Source organism: Flavobacterium sp. W21_SRS_FM6, from assembly GCF_052119645.1.
Lineage (GTDB): Bacteria > Pseudomonadota > Gammaproteobacteria > Enterobacterales > Alteromonadaceae > Paraglaciecola.
The window spans coordinates 170396-193914 of sequence record NZ_JBGQOM010000008.1 but is presented as its reverse complement, the minus strand read 5'-3'; the positions used below and the strand labels follow the sequence as shown (position 1 = coordinate 193914).

The 23519-nt window shown below is 42.7% G+C and carries 21 protein-coding genes and 5 tRNA genes; 13 read left to right on the top strand and 13 right to left on the bottom strand.

Features of this window, described 5'->3' with window-relative positions:
- The first annotated feature begins 3 nt into the window (after positions 1-3).
- The 4 genes from ACEN2L_RS14750 to ACEN2L_RS14735 all read left to right on the top strand — a co-directional run bounded on the left by ACEN2L_RS14750 (position 4) and on the right by ACEN2L_RS14735 (position 4542).
- Complete coding sequence (locus ACEN2L_RS14750; RefSeq protein WP_441744775.1) at positions 4-1836, top strand: DUF885 domain-containing protein; 1833 nt, start codon at positions 4-6, stop codon at positions 1834-1836.
- 17 nt (positions 1837-1853) lie between these two features.
- The gene (locus ACEN2L_RS14745) at positions 1854-2030 is read left to right on the top strand and encodes a hypothetical protein (RefSeq protein WP_441744773.1); all 177 of its coding nucleotides are present in this window, start codon (positions 1854-1856) and stop codon (positions 2028-2030) included.
- Positions 2031-2132: 102 nt separating this feature from the next.
- The gene (gene ylqF, locus ACEN2L_RS14740) at positions 2133-3149 is read left to right on the top strand and encodes a ribosome biogenesis GTPase YlqF (RefSeq protein WP_306023001.1); all 1017 of its coding nucleotides are present in this window, start codon (positions 2133-2135) and stop codon (positions 3147-3149) included.
- Between the two features lie 238 nt (positions 3150-3387).
- The gene (locus tag ACEN2L_RS14735; protein WP_441744771.1) at positions 3388-4542 is read left to right on the top strand and encodes an acyl-CoA dehydrogenase family protein; all 1155 of its coding nucleotides are present in this window, start codon (positions 3388-3390) and stop codon (positions 4540-4542) included.
- 339 nt (positions 4543-4881) lie between these two features.
- Here ACEN2L_RS14735 and ACEN2L_RS14730 read toward each other — a convergent pair whose 3' ends face one another.
- The 5 genes from ACEN2L_RS14730 to ACEN2L_RS14710 all read right to left on the bottom strand — a co-directional run bounded on the left by ACEN2L_RS14730 (position 4882) and on the right by ACEN2L_RS14710 (position 6872).
- Positions 4882-6288: an alanine/glycine:cation symporter family protein gene (locus ACEN2L_RS14730; RefSeq protein WP_306022999.1), complete on the bottom strand. Its 1407-nt coding sequence runs from the start codon at positions 6286-6288 to the stop codon at positions 4882-4884.
- A gap of 182 nt (positions 6289-6470) precedes the next feature.
- Positions 6471-6545, bottom strand: a tRNA-Gln gene (locus ACEN2L_RS14725).
- 39 nt (positions 6546-6584) lie between these two features.
- A tRNA-Gln gene (locus ACEN2L_RS14720) sits at positions 6585-6659 on the bottom strand.
- A 6-nt stretch (positions 6660-6665) separates the two neighbouring features.
- Positions 6666-6750, bottom strand: a tRNA-Leu gene (locus ACEN2L_RS14715).
- Between the two features lie 45 nt (positions 6751-6795).
- A tRNA-Met gene (locus ACEN2L_RS14710) sits at positions 6796-6872 on the bottom strand.
- Between the two features lie 283 nt (positions 6873-7155).
- Between ACEN2L_RS14710 and ACEN2L_RS14705 the strand changes: the two genes are divergently transcribed.
- Positions 7156-7983: a substrate-binding periplasmic protein gene (locus ACEN2L_RS14705; RefSeq protein WP_441744769.1), complete on the top strand. Its 828-nt coding sequence runs from the start codon at positions 7156-7158 to the stop codon at positions 7981-7983.
- 48 nt (positions 7984-8031) lie between these two features.
- Here ACEN2L_RS14705 and ychF read toward each other — a convergent pair whose 3' ends face one another.
- The 7 genes from ychF to lolB form a co-directional block, all read right to left on the bottom strand.
- On the bottom strand, positions 8032-9123 hold the full coding sequence (gene ychF / locus ACEN2L_RS14700) for a redox-regulated ATPase YchF (RefSeq protein WP_306022043.1): 1092 nt from the start codon (positions 9121-9123) through the stop codon (positions 8032-8034).
- Positions 9124-9192: 69 nt separating this feature from the next.
- Entirely contained in the window at positions 9193-9777 is a 585-nt protein-coding gene (gene pth, locus ACEN2L_RS14695; RefSeq protein ID WP_441744767.1) for an aminoacyl-tRNA hydrolase, read from the bottom strand.
- A gap of 5 nt (positions 9778-9782) precedes the next feature.
- Complete coding sequence (locus ACEN2L_RS14690) at positions 9783-10409, bottom strand: 50S ribosomal protein L25/general stress protein Ctc (protein ID WP_441744765.1); 627 nt, start codon at positions 10407-10409, stop codon at positions 9783-9785.
- Between the two features lie 305 nt (positions 10410-10714).
- Positions 10715-11653, bottom strand: a complete 939-nt coding sequence (locus tag ACEN2L_RS14685; RefSeq protein ID WP_441744808.1) for a ribose-phosphate pyrophosphokinase — start codon at positions 11651-11653, stop codon at positions 10715-10717.
- Positions 11654-11693: 40 nt separating this feature from the next.
- A tRNA-Gln gene (locus ACEN2L_RS14680) sits at positions 11694-11768 on the bottom strand.
- Between the two features lie 41 nt (positions 11769-11809).
- Positions 11810-12703: a 4-(cytidine 5'-diphospho)-2-C-methyl-D-erythritol kinase gene (ispE, locus tag ACEN2L_RS14675; RefSeq protein WP_441744763.1), complete on the bottom strand. Its 894-nt coding sequence runs from the start codon at positions 12701-12703 to the stop codon at positions 11810-11812.
- Positions 12688-13314: a lipoprotein insertase outer membrane protein LolB gene (gene lolB / locus ACEN2L_RS14670; protein WP_441744761.1), complete on the bottom strand. Its 627-nt coding sequence runs from the start codon at positions 13312-13314 to the stop codon at positions 12688-12690. Before lolB ends, ispE begins: the two co-directional genes overlap by 16 nt.
- Before the next feature lie 133 nt (positions 13315-13447).
- Between lolB and hemA the strand changes: the two genes are divergently transcribed.
- From hemA to ACEN2L_RS14640, 6 genes are all read left to right on the top strand, one after another.
- Complete coding sequence (gene hemA / locus ACEN2L_RS14665; protein WP_441744759.1) at positions 13448-14713, top strand: glutamyl-tRNA reductase; 1266 nt, start codon at positions 13448-13450, stop codon at positions 14711-14713.
- Positions 14714-14791: 78 nt separating this feature from the next.
- Positions 14792-15877, top strand: a complete 1086-nt coding sequence (gene prfA, locus ACEN2L_RS14660) for a peptide chain release factor 1 (protein ID WP_306022036.1) — start codon at positions 14792-14794, stop codon at positions 15875-15877.
- Entirely contained in the window at positions 15870-16757 is an 888-nt protein-coding gene (gene prmC / locus ACEN2L_RS14655; RefSeq protein ID WP_441744757.1) for a peptide chain release factor N(5)-glutamine methyltransferase, read from the top strand. Before prfA ends, prmC begins: the two co-directional genes overlap by 8 nt.
- Before the next feature lie 96 nt (positions 16758-16853).
- Positions 16854-18410 carry a DUF3369 domain-containing protein gene (locus tag ACEN2L_RS14650; RefSeq protein WP_441744755.1) on the top strand — a complete coding sequence of 519 codons (1557 nt, stop codon included), beginning with the start codon at positions 16854-16856 and terminating at the stop codon, positions 18408-18410.
- 90 nt (positions 18411-18500) lie between these two features.
- Positions 18501-18878 (top strand): SirB2 family protein, encoded by a 378-nt coding sequence (locus ACEN2L_RS14645; protein WP_441744753.1) that lies wholly within the window; start codon positions 18501-18503, stop codon positions 18876-18878.
- 85 nt (positions 18879-18963) lie between these two features.
- Positions 18964-19782, top strand: coding sequence for a SirB1 family protein (locus ACEN2L_RS14640; RefSeq protein ID WP_441744751.1), 819 nt, complete (start codon positions 18964-18966; stop codon positions 19780-19782).
- 53 nt (positions 19783-19835) lie between these two features.
- On the opposite strand, the gene bioA is transcribed toward ACEN2L_RS14640, so the two are convergent.
- The gene (gene bioA, locus ACEN2L_RS14635; RefSeq protein ID WP_441744749.1) at positions 19836-21113 is read right to left on the bottom strand and encodes an adenosylmethionine--8-amino-7-oxononanoate transaminase; all 1278 of its coding nucleotides are present in this window, start codon (positions 21111-21113) and stop codon (positions 19836-19838) included.
- Between the two features lie 114 nt (positions 21114-21227).
- Between bioA and bioB the strand changes: the two genes are divergently transcribed.
- Together bioB and bioF are read left to right on the top strand one after the other, a co-directional pair.
- Positions 21228-22334 carry a biotin synthase BioB gene (gene bioB / locus ACEN2L_RS14630; protein WP_306022030.1) on the top strand — a complete coding sequence of 369 codons (1107 nt, stop codon included), beginning with the start codon at positions 21228-21230 and terminating at the stop codon, positions 22332-22334.
- The gene (bioF, locus tag ACEN2L_RS14625) at positions 22334-23518 is read left to right on the top strand and encodes an 8-amino-7-oxononanoate synthase (protein WP_441744747.1); all 1185 of its coding nucleotides are present in this window, start codon (positions 22334-22336) and stop codon (positions 23516-23518) included. Before bioB ends, bioF begins: the two co-directional genes overlap by 1 nt.
- Position 23519 lies beyond the last annotated feature (1 nt).

The following is a 23519-nucleotide window of genomic DNA, read 5'->3' as shown; positions in this document are numbered from 1 at the left end:
AAAATGAAAATAAAAAAACTGCTCGTCCCTTTTATGCTTTCGCTGTTAAGTGTGGCATGCTCAAATCAAACAGATGAACAAATTGCTAATAAGCACCTTAGTGCAGTAGTCGATAATGCAACCGTAACTTTCATCAGCCAGCAGCCAACCTTATCTACCATGTTAGCCATTGAGCCAGAAAAAGTGGGGGGCAATTATAATGATCGTTTACCTGACTATGCTATTGCCAGTATGCAAAACCTGCAAAATGAGATGAAATATAGCGCCAATGAATTAAAGGTCATAAACCGCACACTGTTGACGCCCGCTAACGCACAGCAACAAAAGGTGGTTGGCGAAATTTTGAATTACTATGCCGGTGATACTGATTTCAGCGGTGGATATATCGATACTTGGGGCGGCCATTTACCTTATATTATCAATCAAATCTCGGGTCCCCTCATTGATGTGCCCAAGGTCATGCAAGAGCAACAAGCAATAAAGTCCCTTAAAGAAGCAAGAGAATATTTAGCTCGTTTATCTAACTTCGATAGTTTTGTCGTCAATGTTTTGAACAAGTATGAGGATGACCAACGAATTGGCATCATCTTGCCCTCAAAACTGCATCCAAAAACCCTAGCATTTTTCGACGGATTTCTCGCCCCAGAGGCCATAAACCACGGCTTGGTAACAAGTTTTGCAAAAAAATTACTCAGTACTGAGATTGATAAACCCACACAAGAAAACATGATCAGCAAAGCGGCTGAATTAGTTGAAACGGTGGTTTATCCCGCCTACCAACGTGCTCGAGGCGCGGTGCTTGCCAGTGAAAAAAAGGCCAAGTCTAATGATGGCATTTGGTCACAACCAGGCGGTGAAGAACTGTATTTACACGCGATAAAATACCTAGGTGATTCAGCGATGAGCGCTGATCAAATCCACGAACTTGGTTTGAGTGAGGTCGACCGCATTAGCAACGAGATGGACACTATTTTGCAGGCAAATGGGTACAGTGATGGCTCGGTAGGCGAACGTATGGTTGCCTTGGCAAAGCAGCCGCAATTTTTGTATGAAGATTCAGATGAAGGTCGTCAACGTCTATTAGATGATTTAAATGTCCAAGTACAGGCAGTGATGAACAAAGCGGGTCAATACTTCAATACCATTCCGACACAAAGAGTATCGGTTAAACGTATCCCTGCTGTATCGGAAGCGGGCGAGGCAGGTGGCTTTTACACGCCACCTTCAATGGATGGAACGCGCGGTGGAATATATTGGATCAATTTGCGTGACATGAGCGCTGTGCCCACGTTTTCTCTTAAAACGCTGACTTATCATGAAGCAGTGCCAGGCCATCACTTCCAAATTGCGCTAAACATGGCGCAACAAGATATTGGCTTACTCAGACAAAATGCCCCTTTTAATGCCTATGTCGAGGGCTGGGCACTGTATTCTGAATTAGTCGCCAAAGAGATGGGTATGTATGAAAATGACCCCTTTGGTGATTTAGGGCGCTTGCAAGCAGAACTTTATCGTGCCGTGCGTTTGGTGGTTGATACTGGCTTACATCGTAAAAAATGGACCCGTGAACACGCGATTGACTATTTTCATACGACCACTGGTACCTCAATGACAGATGTGGTTGCCGAAGTTGAGCGTTACATGGCGTGGCCAGGTCAAGCATTGGGCTACAAACTGGGTATGTTGCAGTTCGTAGAATTGCGTAATATCGCCAGTAAAGCCTTAGGTGACAAGTTTGATATTAAAGCCTTTCATGATCTGATTTTGTTACCTGGGGCTCGACCAATGTCTGTGGTGCGTGAAGATGTATTGGCGTGGATAGCTACCCAAGCCTAGTGAAATAGGAAAGCGTAATGACGATAGTCATCATAATGGTTATTTTATTTGCGGCACTACTCATTGTAGTGCCCTTACTTGAACGTTCACGTTTTAGAATGTCTGCAGAGCAAATGAGCAAACTAAGCCGGTGGATTTTGCCACTGGCTATTGTGTTAATTCTAGCGCAGTTAATAAGACACTTAGTCGGATAAGCTGTCACTGATAAAGTGCTTAGAACTAATTCTGTTCTTGCCTTAACCTTGAGTCCCTTAATGCAGTACAATGCGCTTAATTATATAAAGTTAGGCGTTATTATGGCGGTTCATTGGTATCCTGGGCATATGCACAAAGCCCAAAAAGAAATAAAAGAAGCATTACCCCAAGTTGATCTTTTAATTGAAGTGCTTGATGCACGTATTCCGTATTCCAGTGAGAACCCTGCAATCGCACAAATGCGCGCAGACAAACCCTGCATAAAAGTCATGACTAAAACCGATCTTGCCGATCCTGAGGTGACGGCGCGCTGGCAAGCGCACTTTGAGCAGGAAAGAGGTGTAAAAACCTTTGCCACCACCACACAAGAACCTGCAAATATTAAACAGCTACTGACACTTGTCAGACAAATGTTACCGGCCAAAGACGCCAGTATTAAATCCATCCATACCATGATTGTTGGTATACCCAATGTAGGAAAATCGACGCTAATCAATATTTTGGCTGACCGTGTGATTGCTAAAACTGGTAATGAAGCCGCGGTCACTAAAAATCAACAACGCATTAGTTTAGGTAATGGTATTACCTTGTTTGATACCCCAGGCATATTGTGGCCAAAGCTGGAAAACCCTAACAGTGGGTATCGATTAGCTGCCTGTGGCTCAATAAAAGATACGGCCATGGAATATGATGATGTGGGTTTTTTTACAGCTGATTATTTAATTAAAGCCTACCCGAAATACCTTAAAGAACGTTATCAATTAGAGGAAATCCCAAATACCGAAGTTAAATTTTTAGAACTGGCTGCCGCGCGCCGAGGAGCATTAATGGCCGGAGGCAGAGTTAATCTGCATAAAATTTGCGAAGTATTAATTAACGAATTCCGTTCAGCTAAAATTGGTCGTATCAGCCTTGAAACGCCAGATATGATAGCGCAAGAAGAGATACTAATGGCCGAAGCCATTGCCAAAAAAGAAGCGGAAAAATTACAACGCAAAGAAAAGTTCAAAACCGGCTCTTTAACCCCAGATAAAAGAGATCGCAAAGAAAAGCGCGAGCAAGACCGGCGTGAGATATCCGCCAAGATGAAAGCGGATAACGCAAAAAAGAAACGATAGATAAGTTCCTAACATCCCATTGCGTCAAACCTACAGCCTCCACCAAACTAACGGATCATTACTTTTGATCCGTTTCTTATCATTTTATTGAATCTGCTAACCCAAAAATCAATGATTTGACCCTATCCATAGGGCTTGTTCCAATCATACGACTTGGCACCTTTAGAGTTGGGTGCTCTTTTGTGACTCTACAATATACGTAAGGGTAATTAGCTCCTATTTTCACAAAGGTAATACGATGACAAATAAAAATAGTGGTAGTGAAGAGATCCAAATGTTTCGCGACATGGTGTTACGATTTTTGCAACAAGAAATTTTGCCTCACTATGACAGTTGGGAAAAGAACCATCACACGCCAAGAGAAGTATGGAATACCATGGGGGATGCAGGCATGTTGCTGGTTGATATGCCCGAAAAGTATGGTGCTGCGGGTGCTAGTTTTGCCGTGTGCCAAATGATTCAAGAGGAAATGTGTCGTTTGGGACTGCATGGTCTGGCTACAGGTTATAACATTCACGCTAATATTGTTGCTCCTTATATTCTGAATATTGCGACTGAGGCACAAAAGGATCGTTGGTTGCCGCCTATGGTTAGCGGAGAAGTGGTAACCGCTCTCGCCATGACCGAACCAGGTGCTGGCAGTGATGTTGCAAACATGCGTACTAGCGCGGTTAAAGAAGGTGATGACTACATCCTAAACGGCTCTAAAACCTTTATCACGAATGGTAATATGGCTGACATGATCATTGTGTGTGCCAAAACCGACGCTAAGGCGGGGGCAAAGGGAATATCGTTATTTTTAGTTGATACCAGCTTAACGGGGTTTTCAAAAGGCAAGCCCATCGAAAAATTAGGCCAGCACAGTAGTGATACCGCCGAGTTATTTTTTGAAAATTTGCGAATACCCGGCGATGCCTTGTTAGGTGAAGAAGGCAAAGGTTTTGTTTACCTCATGCAGGAACTGCCAAGAGAGCGACTAGGTTGCGCTGTACAAGCCATCGGACACGCGCAAGGAGCACTAGATTTAACAATTGACTACGTGAGCCAGCGTAAAGCATTTGGACAATCTGTGGGACAATTTCAAAATACGCGTTTCAAACTTGCTCAGTGCCAAACTGAATTAGAACTATGCCGTGCCTTACTTGAAAAATACATGGCTAAATACAACGAACAAACAATGACTGTAAGCGATGCCGCCATGTTAAAACTGGCCGCCACCGAGATGCAGTTAACGATGGTCAATGAATGTTTGCAGCTCTTTGGAGGTTATGGCTATACCGAAGAATACCCTATTTCGAGATTTTATCGCGATGCCAGAGTGCAAACTATCTACGCGGGTAGCTCAGAAATCATGAAAGAAGTCATTGCCCGTGGAATATTGGGCAAGGTGTAATAACGCCAATTAGCTGTGATATGTTTTCATTCAGCGAAATTTTACCATCCTTCATTGAAGCATTTTAACGAAAAAATGGTGGGCTCTTGAGCCTGAGCGATGCTGGGTTAGGGGGGCTAAAACACAGCAACCGTTACGAACTAGAACGGAATGCCTAAGTGAACGTTGTCTCGTGCTCTCGCTTTTTGAAAGGTAGACGACATTGCTTCATCGCAACATCTTGTTCAAACGTGGCTGGATGCGGTCTAAGAGTAAGCACTACGACCAGTTTATCCGTTTCTTAAAACCAAAAAGGATGCAATGGCATCCTTTTTGGTATTTTACCCTAGAGTCGCGTAGCTAGTCCCAAATTCCTTTTTCGCTTTTACCCTGAATTTCACAGTCGCCTGTTTTATATTCCATGTTTTTGCCTAACTTACGTTTGTTAAAGTAATCTTGACTAATAGAGACAATAGTTGGCGTCATCCAAACAAGGGCAATAATATTGATGACGGTCATTAATCCCAGCGCCATATCCGCTGCTGCCCACACTTCGGGTAAATTTGCACTTGAGCCCCAATAAATCATGGCTAAATAACCGAGTGTGTAAGCGGATTTTCCAACTTTATTGTCTAGCTTAAAGATATGTAAATTACTCTCACCGTAAGCGTAATTAGCGACTACAGATGTAAACGCAAATAGGGTGATGGCTGCTGCCACAAAATCTGCTCCCCCCGCGCCTAAGTGAGAGCTCATGGCTGTTTGAGTAAGGCGTATGCCTTCCATTTGTTCACCCGAAGAACCGCCAGCTAACAAGATGACAATGGCACTACAGGTGCACAGCACCATAGTATCGATAAATACCCCCAGCATTTGCACATAGCCTTGAGAAACAGGGTGGTTGGGATTAGGCGTTGCGCTTGCTGCAGCGTGCGGCACACTTCCTGAGCCCGCTTCATTAGAATAAAGCCCACGCTGTACTCCGTTTTTGAAAGCCGCCCCCATGGCGCCTGCGCCTGCTTCTTGTAAACCAAAGGCCGAATAAACAATATTGAGCAACATATCAGGGACGACATCGATATTTATTATGGTGATCGCCACAGTGACAAGAACATAGCTCAGGGCCATAAAAGGCACTACCCATTCAGCAAATCGTGCGATAGCTCGTAAACCACCAATAACGATCAGTCCGGCTACGAGGATGATAGCCAAACCAGAATAGTGGGTGGGAATATCGTAAGCGTTATTTAATGCGTCAGTAATGGTGTTGGCCTGTACGGCACTGAAAATGAAGCCATATCCCAAAAATAAGCACAAAGAAAAAATTACCGCCAACCAGCGTTTATTCAGACCTTGTTGAATATAGTAAGCAGGCCCACCACGATACTCACCGTTAGTGTCTTTGACTTTATATAACTGACCTAACACACTTTCAGCAAAACCGGTTGCCATTCCGAGGATAGCGATAACCCACATCCAAAAAATGGCGCCTGGGCCACCTAGAGAGATGGCCACGGCAACACCCGCTAAATTGCCGGTACCAACTCGAGCTGACAAGCTGGTGCACAGGGCACCGAATGAGCTTATCCCTGACTTGTCGCTTTTGGTGCTGCCTTTCATAATAGAAAACATATGACCAAAGTGGCGTATTTGCACAAATCCTAAACGTGCTGTAAACCAAACGCCCGCTGCCAGTAGCATATAAATGAGTACCTGACCATTTCCCCATAACACGTTGTTGATGGCTGAGACGATATCGTTAATCAAAATTGAACCCACAAGTAGTTGAATTACTGATAGAAGTCTGCCGAAGTATGCCTTTTATGTCTAGGTACAATGTTTGATTGATTTAGATTTTATTGAATGAAATTGCATAAATAATGAATCGCAGGGCAGAAACAAAAAAAGCCAGACATTGTCTGGCTTTTTTTGCACTTTACTCAGTAAAATGGCAGGGGTAGATGGACTTGAACCACCGAATGGCGGGATCAAAACCCGCTGCCTTACCACTTGGCTATACCCCTAAAGAGTTGAATGACTAGCAGTCAATCACTTATAAAAATTGGCAGGGGTAGATGGACTTGAACCACCGAATGGCGGGATCAAAACCCGCTGCCTTACCACTTGGCTATACCCCTACATATTGGTGCGGAAGGAGAGACTCGAACTCTCACGCCGTGAAGCACTGGAACCTAAATCCAGCGTGTCTACCAATTCCACCACTCCCGCAAATTTGTTGTAACTTGGTAGTTGTTACAACCCAACTTTAAAAGTTGGTGGCTACAGCGGGATTCGAACCTGCGACCCCATCATTATGAGTGATGTGCTCTAACCAACTGAGCTATGTAGCCAACTATCTCACTCCGTTCCCGAAGTGGCGCGTATTATGCCATCTGAATTAGGGTCGTCAACCGTTTTTTTGGAAGATTGTTATTGATTGATTAGTTACTAAACAAAGTTGTTATTTTTTCTCCGATATTCAAGAATTTTTGTCCCAATGAGGAGAAATTATTTGATAACTATTTCCGAACGACTGTCTATGAAGCAGTAAACTGTTGCTCGTATTTTTCAGTTTTTATGGTATTTATATTCCTTCTTCTACTTTTACTACAATTAATTAGGAAAAAGACTATTTTGATTCGTCATTATTTAACGCTAGATAAAGGCGTATTTGTTGTATTTTGCTTTTTGTTTATCACTAAGGTATCCAGTGCCTGTGAATTAAGTCTTGGCCTCTCAAGCGACTTTCCGCCTTATCACAGCAAAAGGGAAGGGCAAAACTGGCAGGGTGTTACGGTTGATCTAGCAAAAGAATGGGTAAAAAGAGCTGGGTGTGAGCTAATTATTATAGAGCTTCCTTGGGCCAGATCCGTCAAATTACTGGAGTCGGGCGAAATACAATTGATCTCACATTTTACATACACCCCTGAACGGGCCAAATATGCTCAATTTATGGGCCCTCATCATATTGAAAAAATCGCTTTCATTGCCAACAATCAAGTGAGCAAAGAAGTCAAGGAGCCTGGTTCCTTGGCAAAATTTAATGGTGAAATAGGGTTAACCAGGGGCGACAAATACGGTGAAAAGTTCGATGAGTATGTGCTAAACAACGAATTAGTTAATATAAAATTAGTGGATATCAGAAATAATCGAGACAGAATTGCGATGCTACAACGTGGCCGTTTAGCGGGAATGTTTTTCGACGAAATGTCAGCTCAGCATTTATTGATGTCTAATACAGCGTTAAACAGCGACTATGGCATCAGATTTAGCTTACAAGGTAGTCCTGTCTATTGGGGAGTGAGTTATCGTTATGTTTCAAATGACATAAGACAGGCACTTAACCAAGCATGGTTATACATGCATGAACATAGTTTGATTGAACCCATTTATGCAAAATACGGTTTACATATGGATATAAAACAGTTGACGCACTTTCCGATGCGCTTATTTAATGACTAAGAGCCATAAAAAAGCCCGCTAACTGGGCGGGCTGTTTAAATACAATAATTAGACATTAAATCTAAAGTGGATCACATCACCGTCTTTGACAATATACTCTTTACCTTCTAAACGCCATTTACCTGCGTCTTTTGCTCCTTGCTCACCTTTAAATTCGACAAAGTTATCGTAACCAATGACTTCAGCTCGAATAAAACCTTTTTCAAAGTCAGAGTGAATCACACCAGCGGTTTGCGGTGCGGTTGAGCCCGCCGGGTAAGTCCAAGCACGGACTTCTTTTACCCCAGCAGTAAAATAGGTGTTTAAAGCTAATAATTCATAGCCACAACGGATAACACGATTTAGGCCAGGCTCTTCTAAACCCATGTCCGCCATAAATTCCGCGCGCTCCTCGTCGTCTAAACTGCCAATTTCAGACTCCATTTCGGCGCATACTGCGACGACTACGGCATTTTCTTTGGCAGCAATTTCTCGTACTTGGTCTAAAAATGGATTATTTTCAAAGCCATCATCATTCACGTTAGCAATATACATGGTGGGTTTAAGCGTTAGAAAGTTCATGTAAGCGATTGCTTTTAGTTCTTCTTTCTCAAGAGTAAGTGACCGCAACAAATGACCTTCATCTAAATGAGGTTTGATTTTTTCTAACACGGTTAATTCATATTTTGCATCTTGGTCACCGCTTTTAGCGCGTTTAGCAACACGAAAGATGGCTTTTTCAGCAGTTTCTAAATCGGCTAAAGCAAGTTCGGTATTAATGACATCGATATCATCTTTAGGGCTAACTTTTCCAGAAACGTGCACGATGTTGTCGTTTTCGAAACAACGCACAACATGACCAATGGCATCGGTTTCGCGAATATTAGCTAAAAATTTGTTGCCTAAACCTTCACCTTTAGAGGCACCTTCGACTAAACCGGCGATATCGACAAATTCCATTGTGGTAGGAATAACACGCTGTGGTTTGACTATTTCAGATAACTTATCTAAGCGTAAGTCAGGAACAGGTACCACGCCGGTATTAGGTTCAATTGTACAAAAAGGAAAATTGGCTGCTTCGATTCCTGCTTTGGTTAACGCATTAAATAAGGTTGATTTACCTACGTTAGGAAGGCCAACAATGCCGCACTTAAAACCCATGTGAAAATCCTCTTTGTTCAATTAAACGGTTGCTAAGTAGTGCAACAATCTTGTTATGTTGGAATAGTGTTATTCAGCCTTGAACGCGTGTAAGCGATTCATGGCTTTTTTTAAATCGTCTTTAATAAGTATTTCTGTGCAGCGTAAGGCTTCATCTAAGGCTGCATCTATAAGTGTTTGTTCTAAGGCTGGAGCCTTACCTAAAACGTGTCCGGTAACACGATTTTTATCGCCAGGGTGGCCAATGCCGATACGTAAGCGCAAAAAATCTTTTTGATTAGCGAATTTACTGACAATATCACGAATACCGTTTTGGCTTGAACTTCCACCTACTTTAAATTTTGCTACGCCAGGCGGGAGATCGAGCTCATCAAAAGCAACCAGCATATTTGCCAGTGGAACGCGATAGAAATTAGCCATGGCCGCAACGGCTTGTCCACTTTTGTTCATAAAGGTTGTGGGAATAAGCAACTTGATATCTTGGTCACCAATCGTAATACGACCCGTGTAACCGTAAAATTTATTTTCTAATTTGAGAGGGCAGTTGTAACTTTTGGCTAGTTGTTCGACAAACCAAGCGCCTGCATTGTGGCGAGTATGTTGATATTCGGGGCCTGGATTACCCAGGCCCACAATTAACTGAATATCAGTCAAGAAGATTAAGCCTCTGTAGCTTCTTCTTCAGCATCATCAGCCTTAGGACCTTTAGATGCTTTAACCGTAACAACGGCTAAATCATGTGATTCACCTTTGTTTAACTCAAGCAAAGTAACACCTTTTGGTAATACTAAGTCAGTTAAATGCAAAGTTTGACCTAATTCAACATTAGTTAAATCAACTTCAATGAACTCAGGTAAATCAGCTGGTAAACAGCTAATTTCAACATCAGCCATGTGGGTTTCAGCGTGACCGCCTAATACCTTGATAGCGTTACATTCTTTTTCATTAATGAAATGCAAAGGAATGTTAGTGTGAACCGCTTTCTTAGCATCAACACGTAAAAAGTCGATGTGAGTAACGATTTGTCTAAACGCGTGACGCTGCATGTCTTTAACTAATACTTCAACACTTTCACCAGCGATGTTTAAGGTCAACACATGTGAATAAAACGCTTCAAACTCTTGAGCCTGAAATACTTTGTTGTGAGAAAGGGTTAAAGAAACGGCTTTTTGGCCAGCTCCGTATAAAACAGCAGGTACTTTTCCAGCGTGACGTAGGCGGCGGCTCGCACCTTTCCCTAGATCGTTGCGGACTTCTGCGTCTAGTGTAAAAATTCCATCAGACATTGAGGTAACTCCAATTAAGTAAATGAGTGTAGATTTTTGCGACCAAAATCTACTATTAAACCACTTTTTATCAAGCAAAAGCCTTTAAATAAGCGGCGACCCCTAAAAAGGGCGGCGAATGTTACCACCACGTGGGCAGAGGTACAAGCTAGCTAGGGCTAGAATACTGATTTTGTCTGGGATTTTTGCGGTGCGTGATGAACAAACGCGACTAAAGGGAGTAGCGCTGGCATTCAAATACTGAAAAGCAAGAAATAACCTGCGTCGATGGGCTCACGCAGGTTAAAATTTAAAACATACTTTGCTTAGTATTCGAACATTGCAGAAATTGATTCTTCGTTACTTACACGACGAATCGCTTCAGCCAACATATTTGACAAGGTAAGTAGTTTTACTTTACCAACGGTTTTCATTTCCTCACTTAAAGGAATACTGTCAGTAACGATAATTTCGTCAATCACTGAGTCGCGCAAGTTTTGCGCAGCATTACCTGAAAATATAGCGTGGGTGGCGTAGGCATAAACATTTTTTGCACCATGAGCTTTTAACGCTTCAGCCGCTTTAGCTAAGGTACCGCCTGTGTCGATCATATCGTCAACAATGATGCAGTCACGATCTTGTACGTCCCCGATAATGTGCATAACTTGAGCAACGTTTGCTTTTGGACGACGTTTGTCGATAATCGCTAAGTCAGAATCGTTCAGCAATTTAGCTACCGCACGAGCTCGCACTACACCTCCAATATCCGGTGATACAACAACGGGGTTTTCCATTTTACGCTGACGCATATGCTCTAATAAAATGGGAGTTCCAAAGGCGTTATCAACAGGTACATCGAAGAAGCCTTGGATTTGTTCCGCATGCAGGTCGATAGTTAAAACGCGGTCAACGCCTACGTTAGATAAAAAGTCGGCGACAACTTTAGCGGTAATGGGAACACGAGCAGAACGTACACGACGATCCTGACGGGCATAACCAAAATACGGGATTACCGCAGTAATACGACCAGCCGATGCACGCCTAAATGCATCAATCATGACGATCAATTCCATTAGGTTATCATTAGTTGGTGCGCAAGTTGACTGGATAATAAATACGTCAGCACCACGAACATTCTCATGGATTTCTACGCTTATTTCACCATCGCTGAAACGTCCCACGCTAGCGTGGCCTAACTTGGTATAGAGTCTATTTGCAACTTTTTGAGCAAGATCTGGAACGGCGTTTCCGGCGAAAAGCTTCATATCGGGCACGATAAAATCCTCAGTGCATTACGTTTGAAGGTGGCTGGGGTAGATGGACTTGAACCACCGAATGGCGGGATCAAAACCCGCTGCCTTACCACTTGGCTATACCCCAATTTACTGAATTGTAACTTTTAAATTTTGTTCTACCGCTTATTAATTTGAAAAAGTAGTTAACTGTTGGTGCAAAGGAGACCGGTTAACGCCTTTAGCAATAAAACTAATCGAACCTGTAGGCAACAACTTTTGTACTCTTTCGGCTTCAGATGGGTTATGAAACGTTGAAAAAACACAAGAGCCTGTTCCCGTCATTCTCGACGGCGCGTATTCTAACAACCAGCGTAATGTATTTGCAACATTCGGGTAGAGTTCACTGACCAATTGTTGGCAATCATTGTGAGTATTGTTGAAATGATAATCAGCTGCTGCAATTTTTGGGGTATTCCGAGGCAAATTGGGATGGGTGAATATCTGTTGAGTAGAGACATGGCAATCAGGGAAAACCACCAAATACGTGGTCGGTTCGATATAAAAGGGCTCGAGCACTTCGCCTACACCTTCGGCAAATGCGGTAAAACCATGCACAAAAATGGGGACATCTGCCCCAAGGCTTAAACCAAGACCTGCTAGTTCAGTAAGACTCAAATTCCCTTGCCACAATTGATTTAATACCACTAAGGCTGTCGCTGCATTAGATGAGCCTCCGCCAATACCGCCGCCCATTGGTAGGCGTTTTTTTAAAGAGATATTGCAGCCTAATGGTGAAGAGGTTTGTGGTCTTTGCCTTGTTATGATTTCTTTACGTAACAGCATGGCTGCCTTTACAATTAAATTATCATCATGGGCAACACCGTCAATGGGCGTACCAAGATGAATGCTACCTTCAGGGTTTAGCTCGAAGGCCAGTTCATCGCCAAAATCCAGTAATTGAAAGACGCTTTGCAATTGGTGATAACCATTGGGATAGCGGCCATTTATGTGTAAAAACAAATTAAGTTTGGCTGGACTTGGCCACCAAACATTGCGGTCAAAACTCAGTGTATTGTCCATGAATTAACCTTAATGGTGACTTGAACCTTGTTTACTTTATGTTCTAAGCGGATTTTATGGGGCAACCAAATCCCCTTTACTTGTTCATAATCTGAATAGCTCAGTTGCCAGCCTCGGCATGTTGTGCATCGGGGCTGCAATTCTGCTATCCAGCCTTGTTCGCTCAATATTACCTTATCAGTCTTGACACTTTGTCCTTTTATCCATGTGGGGAGCTGTTCAATTGGTAGAGTCCAACCGGTAATTTGCTGGATCAGTTCACTGGCACTGCTGCCTTGATAGGTTGTGTCATCAGCTACTAAGGTAACCCAAGATGAGTTACCTTGCAGCGACAAAATAGACGTGCCCAAGATGGTGTTGAGCGACAATTGGTAGTCTTGTTGTTTTTGTAACCAGGATAAACTGGCACTTTGTTTTTCATCTGGACTCTTAAAGCCAAATTTGCCTTTTATTTGCCAATGTTGCAGTTGTGCGAGTTGCATCTGATGTTGATTACTGTTCAGCTCCACATTTGAAGGGGGAGGCGAGGCACAACTCACCACAGTGAAACTGAGGATCAATAACACGATGTTACGAAAACGAACAATAAATAGACGAGAATTACGAGCCACAGGAATATTCTGCTGGAAATTAAGTAAGTCTATGGGAACATAAAACGCAGTTTACTTTCAATAGTTTTACCTTTTGCGTACAATGCCGCCCTCAATCAGTTTAACCCAATGTTGTAAGCGCACTATACTCTGCATGACCTTAATTGCCTTCGGAATAAATCACAAAACAGCGCCAGTAGAGTTGCGAGAAAAAATTGCGTTTTCTCCCGATGCTATCGTCAGTGCACTGGCCTCTTTGAGTACCACTACTGGTGCCCAAGAAGCGGTGATTGTCTCAACCTGCAATCGGACTGAAATATACGCAAAGATAGAAAATGGCGAGAAACAAGGCTTAATTAACTGGTTAGCGGATTTCCACAAGGTGGACGCAGCATTTTTAACTAAAAATAGTTATTTTCATGAACACCAAGACGCCGTGATACATATTATGCGGGTGGCAAGCGGCTTAGATTCGTTGATGTTAGGTGAACCACAAATTTTAGGGCAAATTAAACAAGCCTATATTGATGCCAAAAACTCCGGTGTCATCAGCAGTAATTTTGAACGTTTGTTTCAGCATACATTTGCGGTTGCAAAAAAAGTTCGCACTGAAACCGATATTGGTGCTAACGCTGTCTCGGTGGCTTATGCTTCAGTGCAACTGGCAAAACATATTTTTTCTTCATTAGAAAACAGTCGTGTATTACTCATCGGTGCCGGAGAAACCATTGAATTGGTGGCCAAACATTTAGCAGAGCAAAACGTAAAGTCTTTGACTGTTGCCAACCGTACTTTGGCCCGTGCAGAGAGTATTGCCAAACCTTTAGGGGCAAGAGTACTTACCTTGGCGCAAATACCTCAGCATCTTAAAGAAGCCGATATTGTTATTAGTTCAACAGCCAGCCAGCTGCCCATTTTGGGCAAGGGTTTGGTCGAAAGTGCTTTAAAAGAGCGCAGACATAAACCGATGTTTTTGGTGGATTTGGCCGTCCCGCGAGATATAGAAGCTGAAGTTGGGCAGTTGGATGATGCCTATTTGTATACAGTGGATGATTTGCAGCAAATAGTCGAAAAAAACTTGGCAAATCGTCATGACGCGGCGCTGCAAGCTGATGGAATGATCCTGTTACAAGCCCAGCAATATTTGCAGTGGAAACAAAGTCAGCGCTCAATTGATGTACTTAAAAATTTCAGAGATCAAAGCATCGCTCAAAAAGATCAGCTAGTAGGGCGAGCGCTAAATCAACTGGCTGATGGTAAAGACGCCTCAATGGTATTGGTTGAGCTAGCGAACAAACTCACTAATAGTCTTATTCATGCCCCGACCAAAGCCTTAAAAAAAGCTGCAAACGAGCAAGATGACGGCATGATAGAAATTCTGAAAGACGCCCTCGGGCTCGAAACCAACAATCAATCTTAACCTCTATTTGTGTAACGGGTTAATTAGACATATAAATAGCAGCATCACGAGCCCATATGGCGCGTATATAGGAACAACATGAAAGTATCGGTACAACGCAAATTAGAAACCTTAACTGAGCGATTTGAAGAAGTTCAAGCGTTATTGAGCGAAGCTTCGGTTACCTCGGATCAAGAAAAATATCGCGCCCTAACGAAAGAATATGCTCAGTTAGAAGACGTGGTGAAATGTTTCCGTGAATTTCAAGTTGCTCAACAAGATCTGGTTTCGGCCCAAGAAATGATGGAAGAAAACGACGCGGAAATGCGTGAAATGGCGCAAGAAGAGTACAAAGACTCTAAGAAACGTATCGAGGAATTCACTCAAACCTTACAAATACTGCTTTTGCCAAAAGATCCTAATGATGACAATAACTGTTTTTTAGAAATCCGTGCCGGAGCAGGTGGTGATGAAGCGGCAATATTTGCCGGTGATTTGTTCAGAATGTATTCTCGTTATGCTGAATCTCAGCGTTGGAAGGTTGAGCTGGTAACCTGCAATGAAGGTGAACATGGCGGATACAAAGAGATCATTGTGAACGTAATGGGTGAGGGTGTTTACGGGATCTTGAAATTTGAATCGGGCGGTCATCGCGTACAACGAGTGCCAGAAACAGAGTCGCAAGGCCGTATACATACATCAGCCTGTACAGTGGTCGTGATGCCAGAAGTGCCAGAGTCTGAAGCGATTGAAATCAACAAAGCTGATTTGAAAGTCGATACTTTTCGTGCCTCGGGCGCCGGTGGACAGCACGTTAACAAGACCGATTCGGCGATTCGTATTACTCACATTCCTAGTGGCTTAATCGTTGAGTGTCAGGATGAGCGTTCACAGCATAAAAACCGAGCAAAGGCCATGGCGGTACTGCAGTCCCGCTTGAATCAGCTGGAAGAAGAGAAACGTAAAGCGGAAGAAACCTCGACCCGTCGTAGTCTGGTTGCCAGTGGCGACCGGTCTGAACGGATACGAACCTATAATTTTCCTCAGGGCAGAGTATCAGACCACCGAATTAACTTAACCTTGTACCGCTTAGATGAAGTCATAGCGGGTGAATTAGACTTACTTATTGAGCCTATTCGCCAAGAGTACCAAGCTGATTTACTTGCCTCTTTGTCGGATGAATAAAGCCCTATCTTCAACATCTGAAGACACGTCGATTGCCGCTCAACTCAAGTGGGCGGCAAGCTTGATTTTATCCGCGGAAGCAGCAAATGATACGGCACTGCTTGACGCTAAAATTCTACTCTGCCATTGCTTACAGCGCGACACGAGTTATTTGCATACTTGGCCAGAAAAAACACTGGAACCTGAACAAGTTATTCAATTTACTGAGCTCATTCAGCAGCGCTGCCAAGGTCACCCCATTGCCTATTTAATTGGTTATCGTGATTTTTGGACCTTGCGTTTGAGGGTATCTGAAGCCACATTGATCCCGCGCCCGGAAACCGAATTACTGGTTGAATCTGCCCTTGAGCTTGGCTTGCCAGATAAGGCTAAGGTACTTGATTTAGGTACAGGAACGGGCGCAATCGCTTTAGCCTTAGCGAGTGAAAAATCACACTGGCAAGTCATCGGTATCGATAAAAGTCATGACGCTGTTAAACTAGCAAAACAGAATGCCACAGAAAACCAACTTGATTCAGTTCGTTTTATGCAAAGCGACTGGTTTAGTAAGCTAGACAAACAACGTTTCGATTTGATCGTAACCAACCCTCCTTATGTAGAAGATAACAGTCCCTATTTACAACAAGGCGATGTTCGCTTTGAACCTCTAAGTGCCCTGATATCTGGCGCTGATGGATTGGATGATATTCGATTTATTGTTGGACAAGCGAAAGGCTTTCTGGCTGGAGCTGGATGGTTAGTCATTGAGCATGGTTTTGAGCAAGATGAAAAAATAAGAAATATTTTTGAATCAAATGCTTACGTCGAAATACGGTCGGTGAGTGATTTTAATGGTTTGCCCAGAGTGACCATGGGAAAGTTTTATGAAAATGACTTGTAGCTCGTTTAAATTCGTTTTATTTTACCCATGAAGTAACAATTTGCTAAATGCTTAAACGTTAAAAAGCAGCCTTTGCATAAAAACGGGAACAGATAGATGTCTGATGAAATATTGTTTGCTGAAGATATTGAAGAAGAAATTGGCGAAGATCATGGAACATGGAAAGTACTGATAGTTGATGATGAGCCTGAGGTGCATGCGGTAACAAAATTGGCCTTAAGTGATTTTGTTTTTCAAGAAAAAAGGCTCGAATTCATTAGTGCCTATAACGGTAAACAGGCCAAACAACTTTTTTTAGAGCACAATGATATTGCAGTTGTGTTGCTCGATGTTGTGATGGAAACTGACGATGCAGGCTTGAAAGTTGCAGATTTTGTTCGCAACGAAGCGATGAATAATTTTACACGGATCATTTTACGAACCGGTCAACCCGGCCAAGCGCCAGAGCGTGATGTCATTATCAATTACGATATCAACGACTACAAATCTAAAACAGAATTAACCGCACAAAAGCTTTTTACCGTGGTTATTGCGGCGCTACGTTCTTATCGTGATATCACCGTTATTGAAGAAAACCGTATTGGTCTAGAAAAAATAATATCCGCATCCGCAGACTTGTTTAGCATTCATTCTTTAGAGCATTTTATTGATGGTATTGTGCAACAACTTGCTTCTCTTTTAGGTGGAAGCAAAGACTGCGCCTATCTTACCTCTGCCGTTGCATGCCCAAGGCCCATCGAAAATATCGATTCTTCCCAACTGTTTGTTTTTACTGGCAAGGGGGAATATCAGCATCGTGAAGGCGAACGTTTAGAAGAAGTTATCTCGGGCAAGCAGTTAGAATCATGCCAAAAAGCCCTGCAAAATAAATCCTTAGTATACGAAGATGAGTACCTAGTTGCATATTGTAAAAGCAAATCCATGCGGGGCTCGTTATTGTATATGTCTGGTCTACCCCGAAAACTGACAAAAATTGACAAACGCTTAGTGGAGATTTTTGCACAAAATGTTCAAATCGCGTTTGATAACGTTTTACTTAATAAAGACATTGAAGACACGCAACGTGAAATTATCGAACGTATTGGTCAAGCCTTAGAGTACCATTTTGGGGAAGGCAAACATATTTTACGAGTGGTTAAAATGTGTGAGTTGCTGGGCAGCAAGATTGGTCTATCGGAAGATGAAATTAAGATGTTGGGTTTAGCAGTACCGCTGCATGATATTGGTAAATTTAAAATACCAGAGGTGATTCTTAACAAAGCAGATAAATTAAGCGATTCAGAGCGAAAGGTGGTGCAAAATCACGCTGAATTTGGTTATTTGGTGTTAAAAAATTCAAAACGCCCACTTATTCGAACGGCCGCATTAATTGCCCGTGATCATCATGAATATTGGAATGGGAAGGGATATCCACGGGGGAAGTATGGAGAAGAAATCCATATTTTCTGCAGGATCACCGCGCTAGTTGATGCCTATGATGCCTTGCGACACAGTCGAAATTACAAAGAAGCTTGGCCTCTAGAAAAAGTGGTTGAAAACATTAAACAACAAAAAGGTTTGCAGTTTGATCCTAGCTTGGTTGATGTTTTACTCGAGAACATCGATGCTATAGAACAAATCATTGCGGACAACCCCGATCCATTGGTTGAATAACACGTTTAAAGAACGTAAGCAGACAACATTACTACGGCCTTGCAATCAGTAACGTCGTTTTTACTATTTTCAATTAAAGAGTCAATAACCATGTATGAAATAACAAAACACCTGCATTTAACGATAATGCTTGTTAGCGTTCTGCTTTTTTTAAGCCGCTTTGTATTAACCATTAGAGGCTCAAACTTGCTGAATAAAAAAGCCCTCAAAATAGCGCCACATATTATTGATACAATTTGGATTATTACTGCTGTTGCCTTGTGTGTGATGCTTCAACAATATCCCTTCGTTAATGGCTGGGTCACTGAAAAATTGTTGGCTTTTGTGATGTATATATTCATGGTGTTATTTGCTTTGAAGCTGGCTAAAACCAATCTAATGCGTTTTATTGGGCTGGTTGGCGCTATAAGTTGGTTGGCTTTTGCTGGAATGGTAGCGGTTACCAAACAAGCGTATTTATTCGGTTAGTCGATAAATACTGTGAAGTAGATATCAAGAATACTGGTTAAGACCCGATACAAGATTGAAGTTATCCATTTATCAGGGAAATGTTTTGCAGGAATTAAAACAACGTATCGCTAATCAAGAGTGTTTCAAAGCGAGCTTGTTATTAGCGCAGTATTTTCAGTCTTCTAATGACAGTTTAGCCCTGTACGAAGAGCAACTTGCTCAGTGGGTCAATCAAGCTAAGTCTCACTTAGCAATGGTGAGCTCTAAGGCGTTAAAACTTGAAAAGTTGATTCAGTTTTTTTATCTAGAACTGGCATTCAGTGTGGATGAAAAACAATATTTTGCTAAGCAATACAGTATGCTCGATAAGGTGATGGAATTTCGCACGGGTATTCCTATTAGTTTAGCGATTATCTTTCGTGAATTGGCGCAGCAGCTAGAGTTTGACGTGCACGGCGTCAATTTTCCTGGGCATTTTTTACTCAGTATCGAAGTGGCAGACCAGGAGCTTATTTATCTCGATCCTGCTAATGGCAACACCTTAACTAAAACCGATATCGAGCAACTCTATTTCAATATTATCGGTGAAATTGAACAAGAAAAAATGCCACCTGAGGCGCTCTTTGCTGCCAGTTGCGAAGAGATTGTAGTGCGCTTATTGCACAATCTAAAAGCCAGCTTTATTAACAATCAGCAATACTCGTATGCGTTGACTGCGGTTAATTTACTGGTTCATCTTTGTCCGAATGATCCTTATGAGCGAAGAGACAGAGGATTTTTACTGCATCAACTCGATTGTCCACAAGTCGCTATTGCCGACTATCAATATTTTATCCAACAATGTCCCAAAGACCCTGCCAGTGTTTTATTGGCCGCTCAAGTTAAGCAACTGGGCAATGTACCGCCAACAACCTTCCATTAATAAAGTTGCATCTGGTTCAACTTTATTAATGGGTAGAAATGGAAAGCAAATAATTAAACGAGTACCGAATATATCGCCTTGGTGAGTTTACTCAATTGAGCTGGGCTGATGATGTAAGGTGGCATGATATAAATCAGTTTACCAAAAGGGCGGATCCATACACCTTGGGCTACAAACTTCTTCTGTATTTCAGCAACATTCACTGGATTTTTGCATTCCACAACACCAATTGCACCGAGTACCCTCACATCCAGCACACTGTTTAATGGTTTACAAACTCCGAGTTCTTCATGTAACTGATGTTCTATCTGGGCCACTTGCCTTTGCCAATCACCTTTGAGTAACAAATCTAAACTGGCATTAGCCACCGAGCATGCCAGGGCATTACCCATAAAGGTTGGTCCATGCATAAACACTCCGGGCTCACCTTGACAGACACCCTGTGCGACATCTTCTGTACACAGGGTTGCGGCAAGCGTCAAATAACCACCCGTTAGGGCTTTGCCTAAACACAAGATATCTGGACTGATGTCTGCATGTTCGCAAGCAAACAGTTTACCTGTACGGCCAAAACCAGTCGCAATCTCATCACATATAAGCAAAACGTTGTAGTCATCACACAGCTGTCGACAGCGCTTTAAATATTCGGGATGGTAAATGCGCATGCCCCCTGCATTTTGCACAATGGGCTCGATCACTAACGCCGCCAATTCATGGTGGTGACGCTCAAATAGTTCCTGCAGAGGCTGGATATCATCTTCGTTCCAAGGTTTGTCGAAACGGGTTTGCGGGGCAGGGGCAAAGATTTGTTGATTAAGTGAATGGCTAAACAAATTATGCATGCCGTTAACAGGATCGCACACTGACATGGCGGCAAAAGTATCGCCATGGTAGCCATAACGCGGCGTTATGAAGCGGTGTTTAGCGCCATTACCTTGGCACACCCAATATTGCAGCGCCATTTTCATCGCCACTTCCACCGATACAGAGCCGGAGTCAGCCAAAAATACTCGGTTGAGACCTTTTGGCACGATTTCCAGTAAGGTTTTACATAAATCAATCGCAGGCTGATGGGTCAAGCCACCAAACATAACATGTGAAAATTGACTGACTTGCTTATTAATAGCTTCATTCAGCACAGGGTGATTGTAGCCGTGTATTGCAGTCCACCAAGACGCGACACCATCCACTAGTTTTTCACCAGACGCTAACTCAATTTCTACCCCTTGTGCGCCGACCACTTGGTAACAGGGAAGGGGATTGAGTGCTGAAGTATACGGATGCCAGATATGATTTTGGTCAAAGTGCAGATTTTCAGAAAACTTGTTCAAATTATGCTCACATGTAAAGTTTGAATTTGATTATTAGTTGACAATATGTCGTTGCTACATAGACTAAGCGCGCAAGATAATTAAGTAAAGATTGCTCTCACTAAAGGCTCCCTCATGACCCCATCTGCTGTTCAACCTAATACCACATCTGATCTTTCAACCTCGATACGTCATGATTGGACGGTAGATGAAGTTAATGCATTATTTACCATGGCGTTTAACGATTTATTATTTCAAGCGCAAACCATTCATCGTCAATATTTCGACCCTAATAAAGTGCAAGTCAGCACTTTGCTGTCTATTAAAACAGGCGCTTGCCCAGAAGATTGTAAATATTGCCCTCAAAGTGCGCGGTATGACACTGGTTTGGAAAAAGAGCGTTTAATGGAGATTGAAAAAGTTATCCAACGGGCGAAAGAGGCAAAACAAGCTGGTTCAACGCGTTTTTGCATGGGCGCAGCGTGGCGTAATCCCAAAGAAAAAGATATGCCCTATGTAACGGCCATGGTCAAGGAAGTGAAAAAGTTAGGCATGGAAACCTGCATGACCTTGGGTATGTTAACTCGTGAGCAAGCCATTGCCTTGCAACAATCTGGCTTAGATTATTACAATCATAACCTTGATACTTCTCCCGAATTTTATGGTGACATTATCACTACTCGTACCTATCAAGACCGCTTAGATACTCTGACTAATGTTCGAGCTGCGGGTATGAATGTCTGTTCAGGTGGGATAGTCGGCATGGGCGAAAGTGCTTCTGATCGTTCGAGTTTATTAGTACAACTCGCTAATTTAGAACATCACCCTGAGAGCGTGCCAATTAATATGTTAGTTAAAGTGAAGGGGACACCGCTGGAAAAAGTCGACGATTTAGACAGCTTTGAGTTTATTCGTACTATTGCCATTGCGCGGATTATGATGCCTAAGTCTTATGTCCGTTTGTCGGCAGGTCGTGAGGCTATGAATGAGCAAATGCAGGCATTGTGCTTTATGGCAGGTGCGAATTCTATTTTTTATGGCTGTAAATTGTTAACCACTTCTAATCCTGAAACCCATGAAGACGTGATGTTATTTAAAAAGCTAGGTATCAATTCTGCGCAATCCCGAGAGTACTCGGATGAAGCTTACCAAGCGGCTTTACTCGATGAAATTAAGCAAAAGGACCAAGTAGAACTGTTTTATGATGCTACGCAAGTTTCGACTGCCGTTCAAAATTCTTAATGGCTTTTGAGTTTATAGTCGAGGCATTGCTCGCGCGAAAACAGGATAAGCTGTGGCGCAAACGTCACAGCTTATCCCCCGGTGTTGGCCCTTTAATTGAGGTCGATGGGCAACATTTTTTAAATTTTTCGAGTAATGATTATTTAGGCTTTGCTTCGTCACAAACCGTGGCCCAAGCGTGGGTTGATGGTTTAAGTGAATACGGTAGCGGTAGCGGCGCATCACCTTTAGTGACGGGCTTTACTCAAGCGCATCTCGAGCTTGAAGCGCATTTAGCAAAAGCGTTAAAACGCGATAGGGTCTTGTTGTTTAATTCAGGCTTTGCCGCCAATCAAGCCATTTGCCAAGCATTGTTTGCCCGCAATAATAACTGTGGTGCAGATTTAATTATTGCGGACAAACTTATTCATGCCTCTTTTGTCGACGGTGCGCAAAGCTGCCAAGCCACTTTTAAACGTTTTAAGCACAACGACACTCACCATTTAAACGATATTATGGCGCGAGCTTCTGCTTCATCTAACATCCTAATTGCAACTGAAGGGGTGTTTAGCATGGACGGTGATCAAGCGCCCGTCGCTGAATTGGCGCACATTGCACAAGATCATAACGCATGGTTAATGGTCGATGATGCCCATGGTTTTGGGGTTTTAGGTAATAGCGGCCTTGGAGTGGTTGAACAGCACAACCTAAGTCAAAATCAAGTACCGGTATTGATGGCCACCTTTGGAAAGGCGATTGGTACCGCCGGTGCTTTTGTTGCCGGTAGCGAGCAACTGATTGATTATCTAATTAATTTTGGCAGGCATTATATCTACAGTACGTCAATGCCCGCCGCTCAGGCTCATGCAACGCTAAGCAGTATTAAAGCCAATGAAAATCCACAAAAACGCCGATTATTGCAAACCCGTATTGCCCAATTTAAACACTTAGCAGATAAAGCTAATATTCCTCTTATGGCATCTGATACGGCTATTCAACCCGTCATAGTGGGCAATGCTGAGCGAGCATTAAGTATTAGCGAAAAATTAAAGCAGCTTGGTATCTGGGCTACGGCAATTCGTTATCCTACCGTACCGAAAGGAACCGACAGACTGCGCGTTACCTTGAGCGCTATGCACGAAGAGCAAGATATTTCTGCTTTAGTTGATGCTTTGCAGATTGCTATTAGTCAAACACCCAAATAAA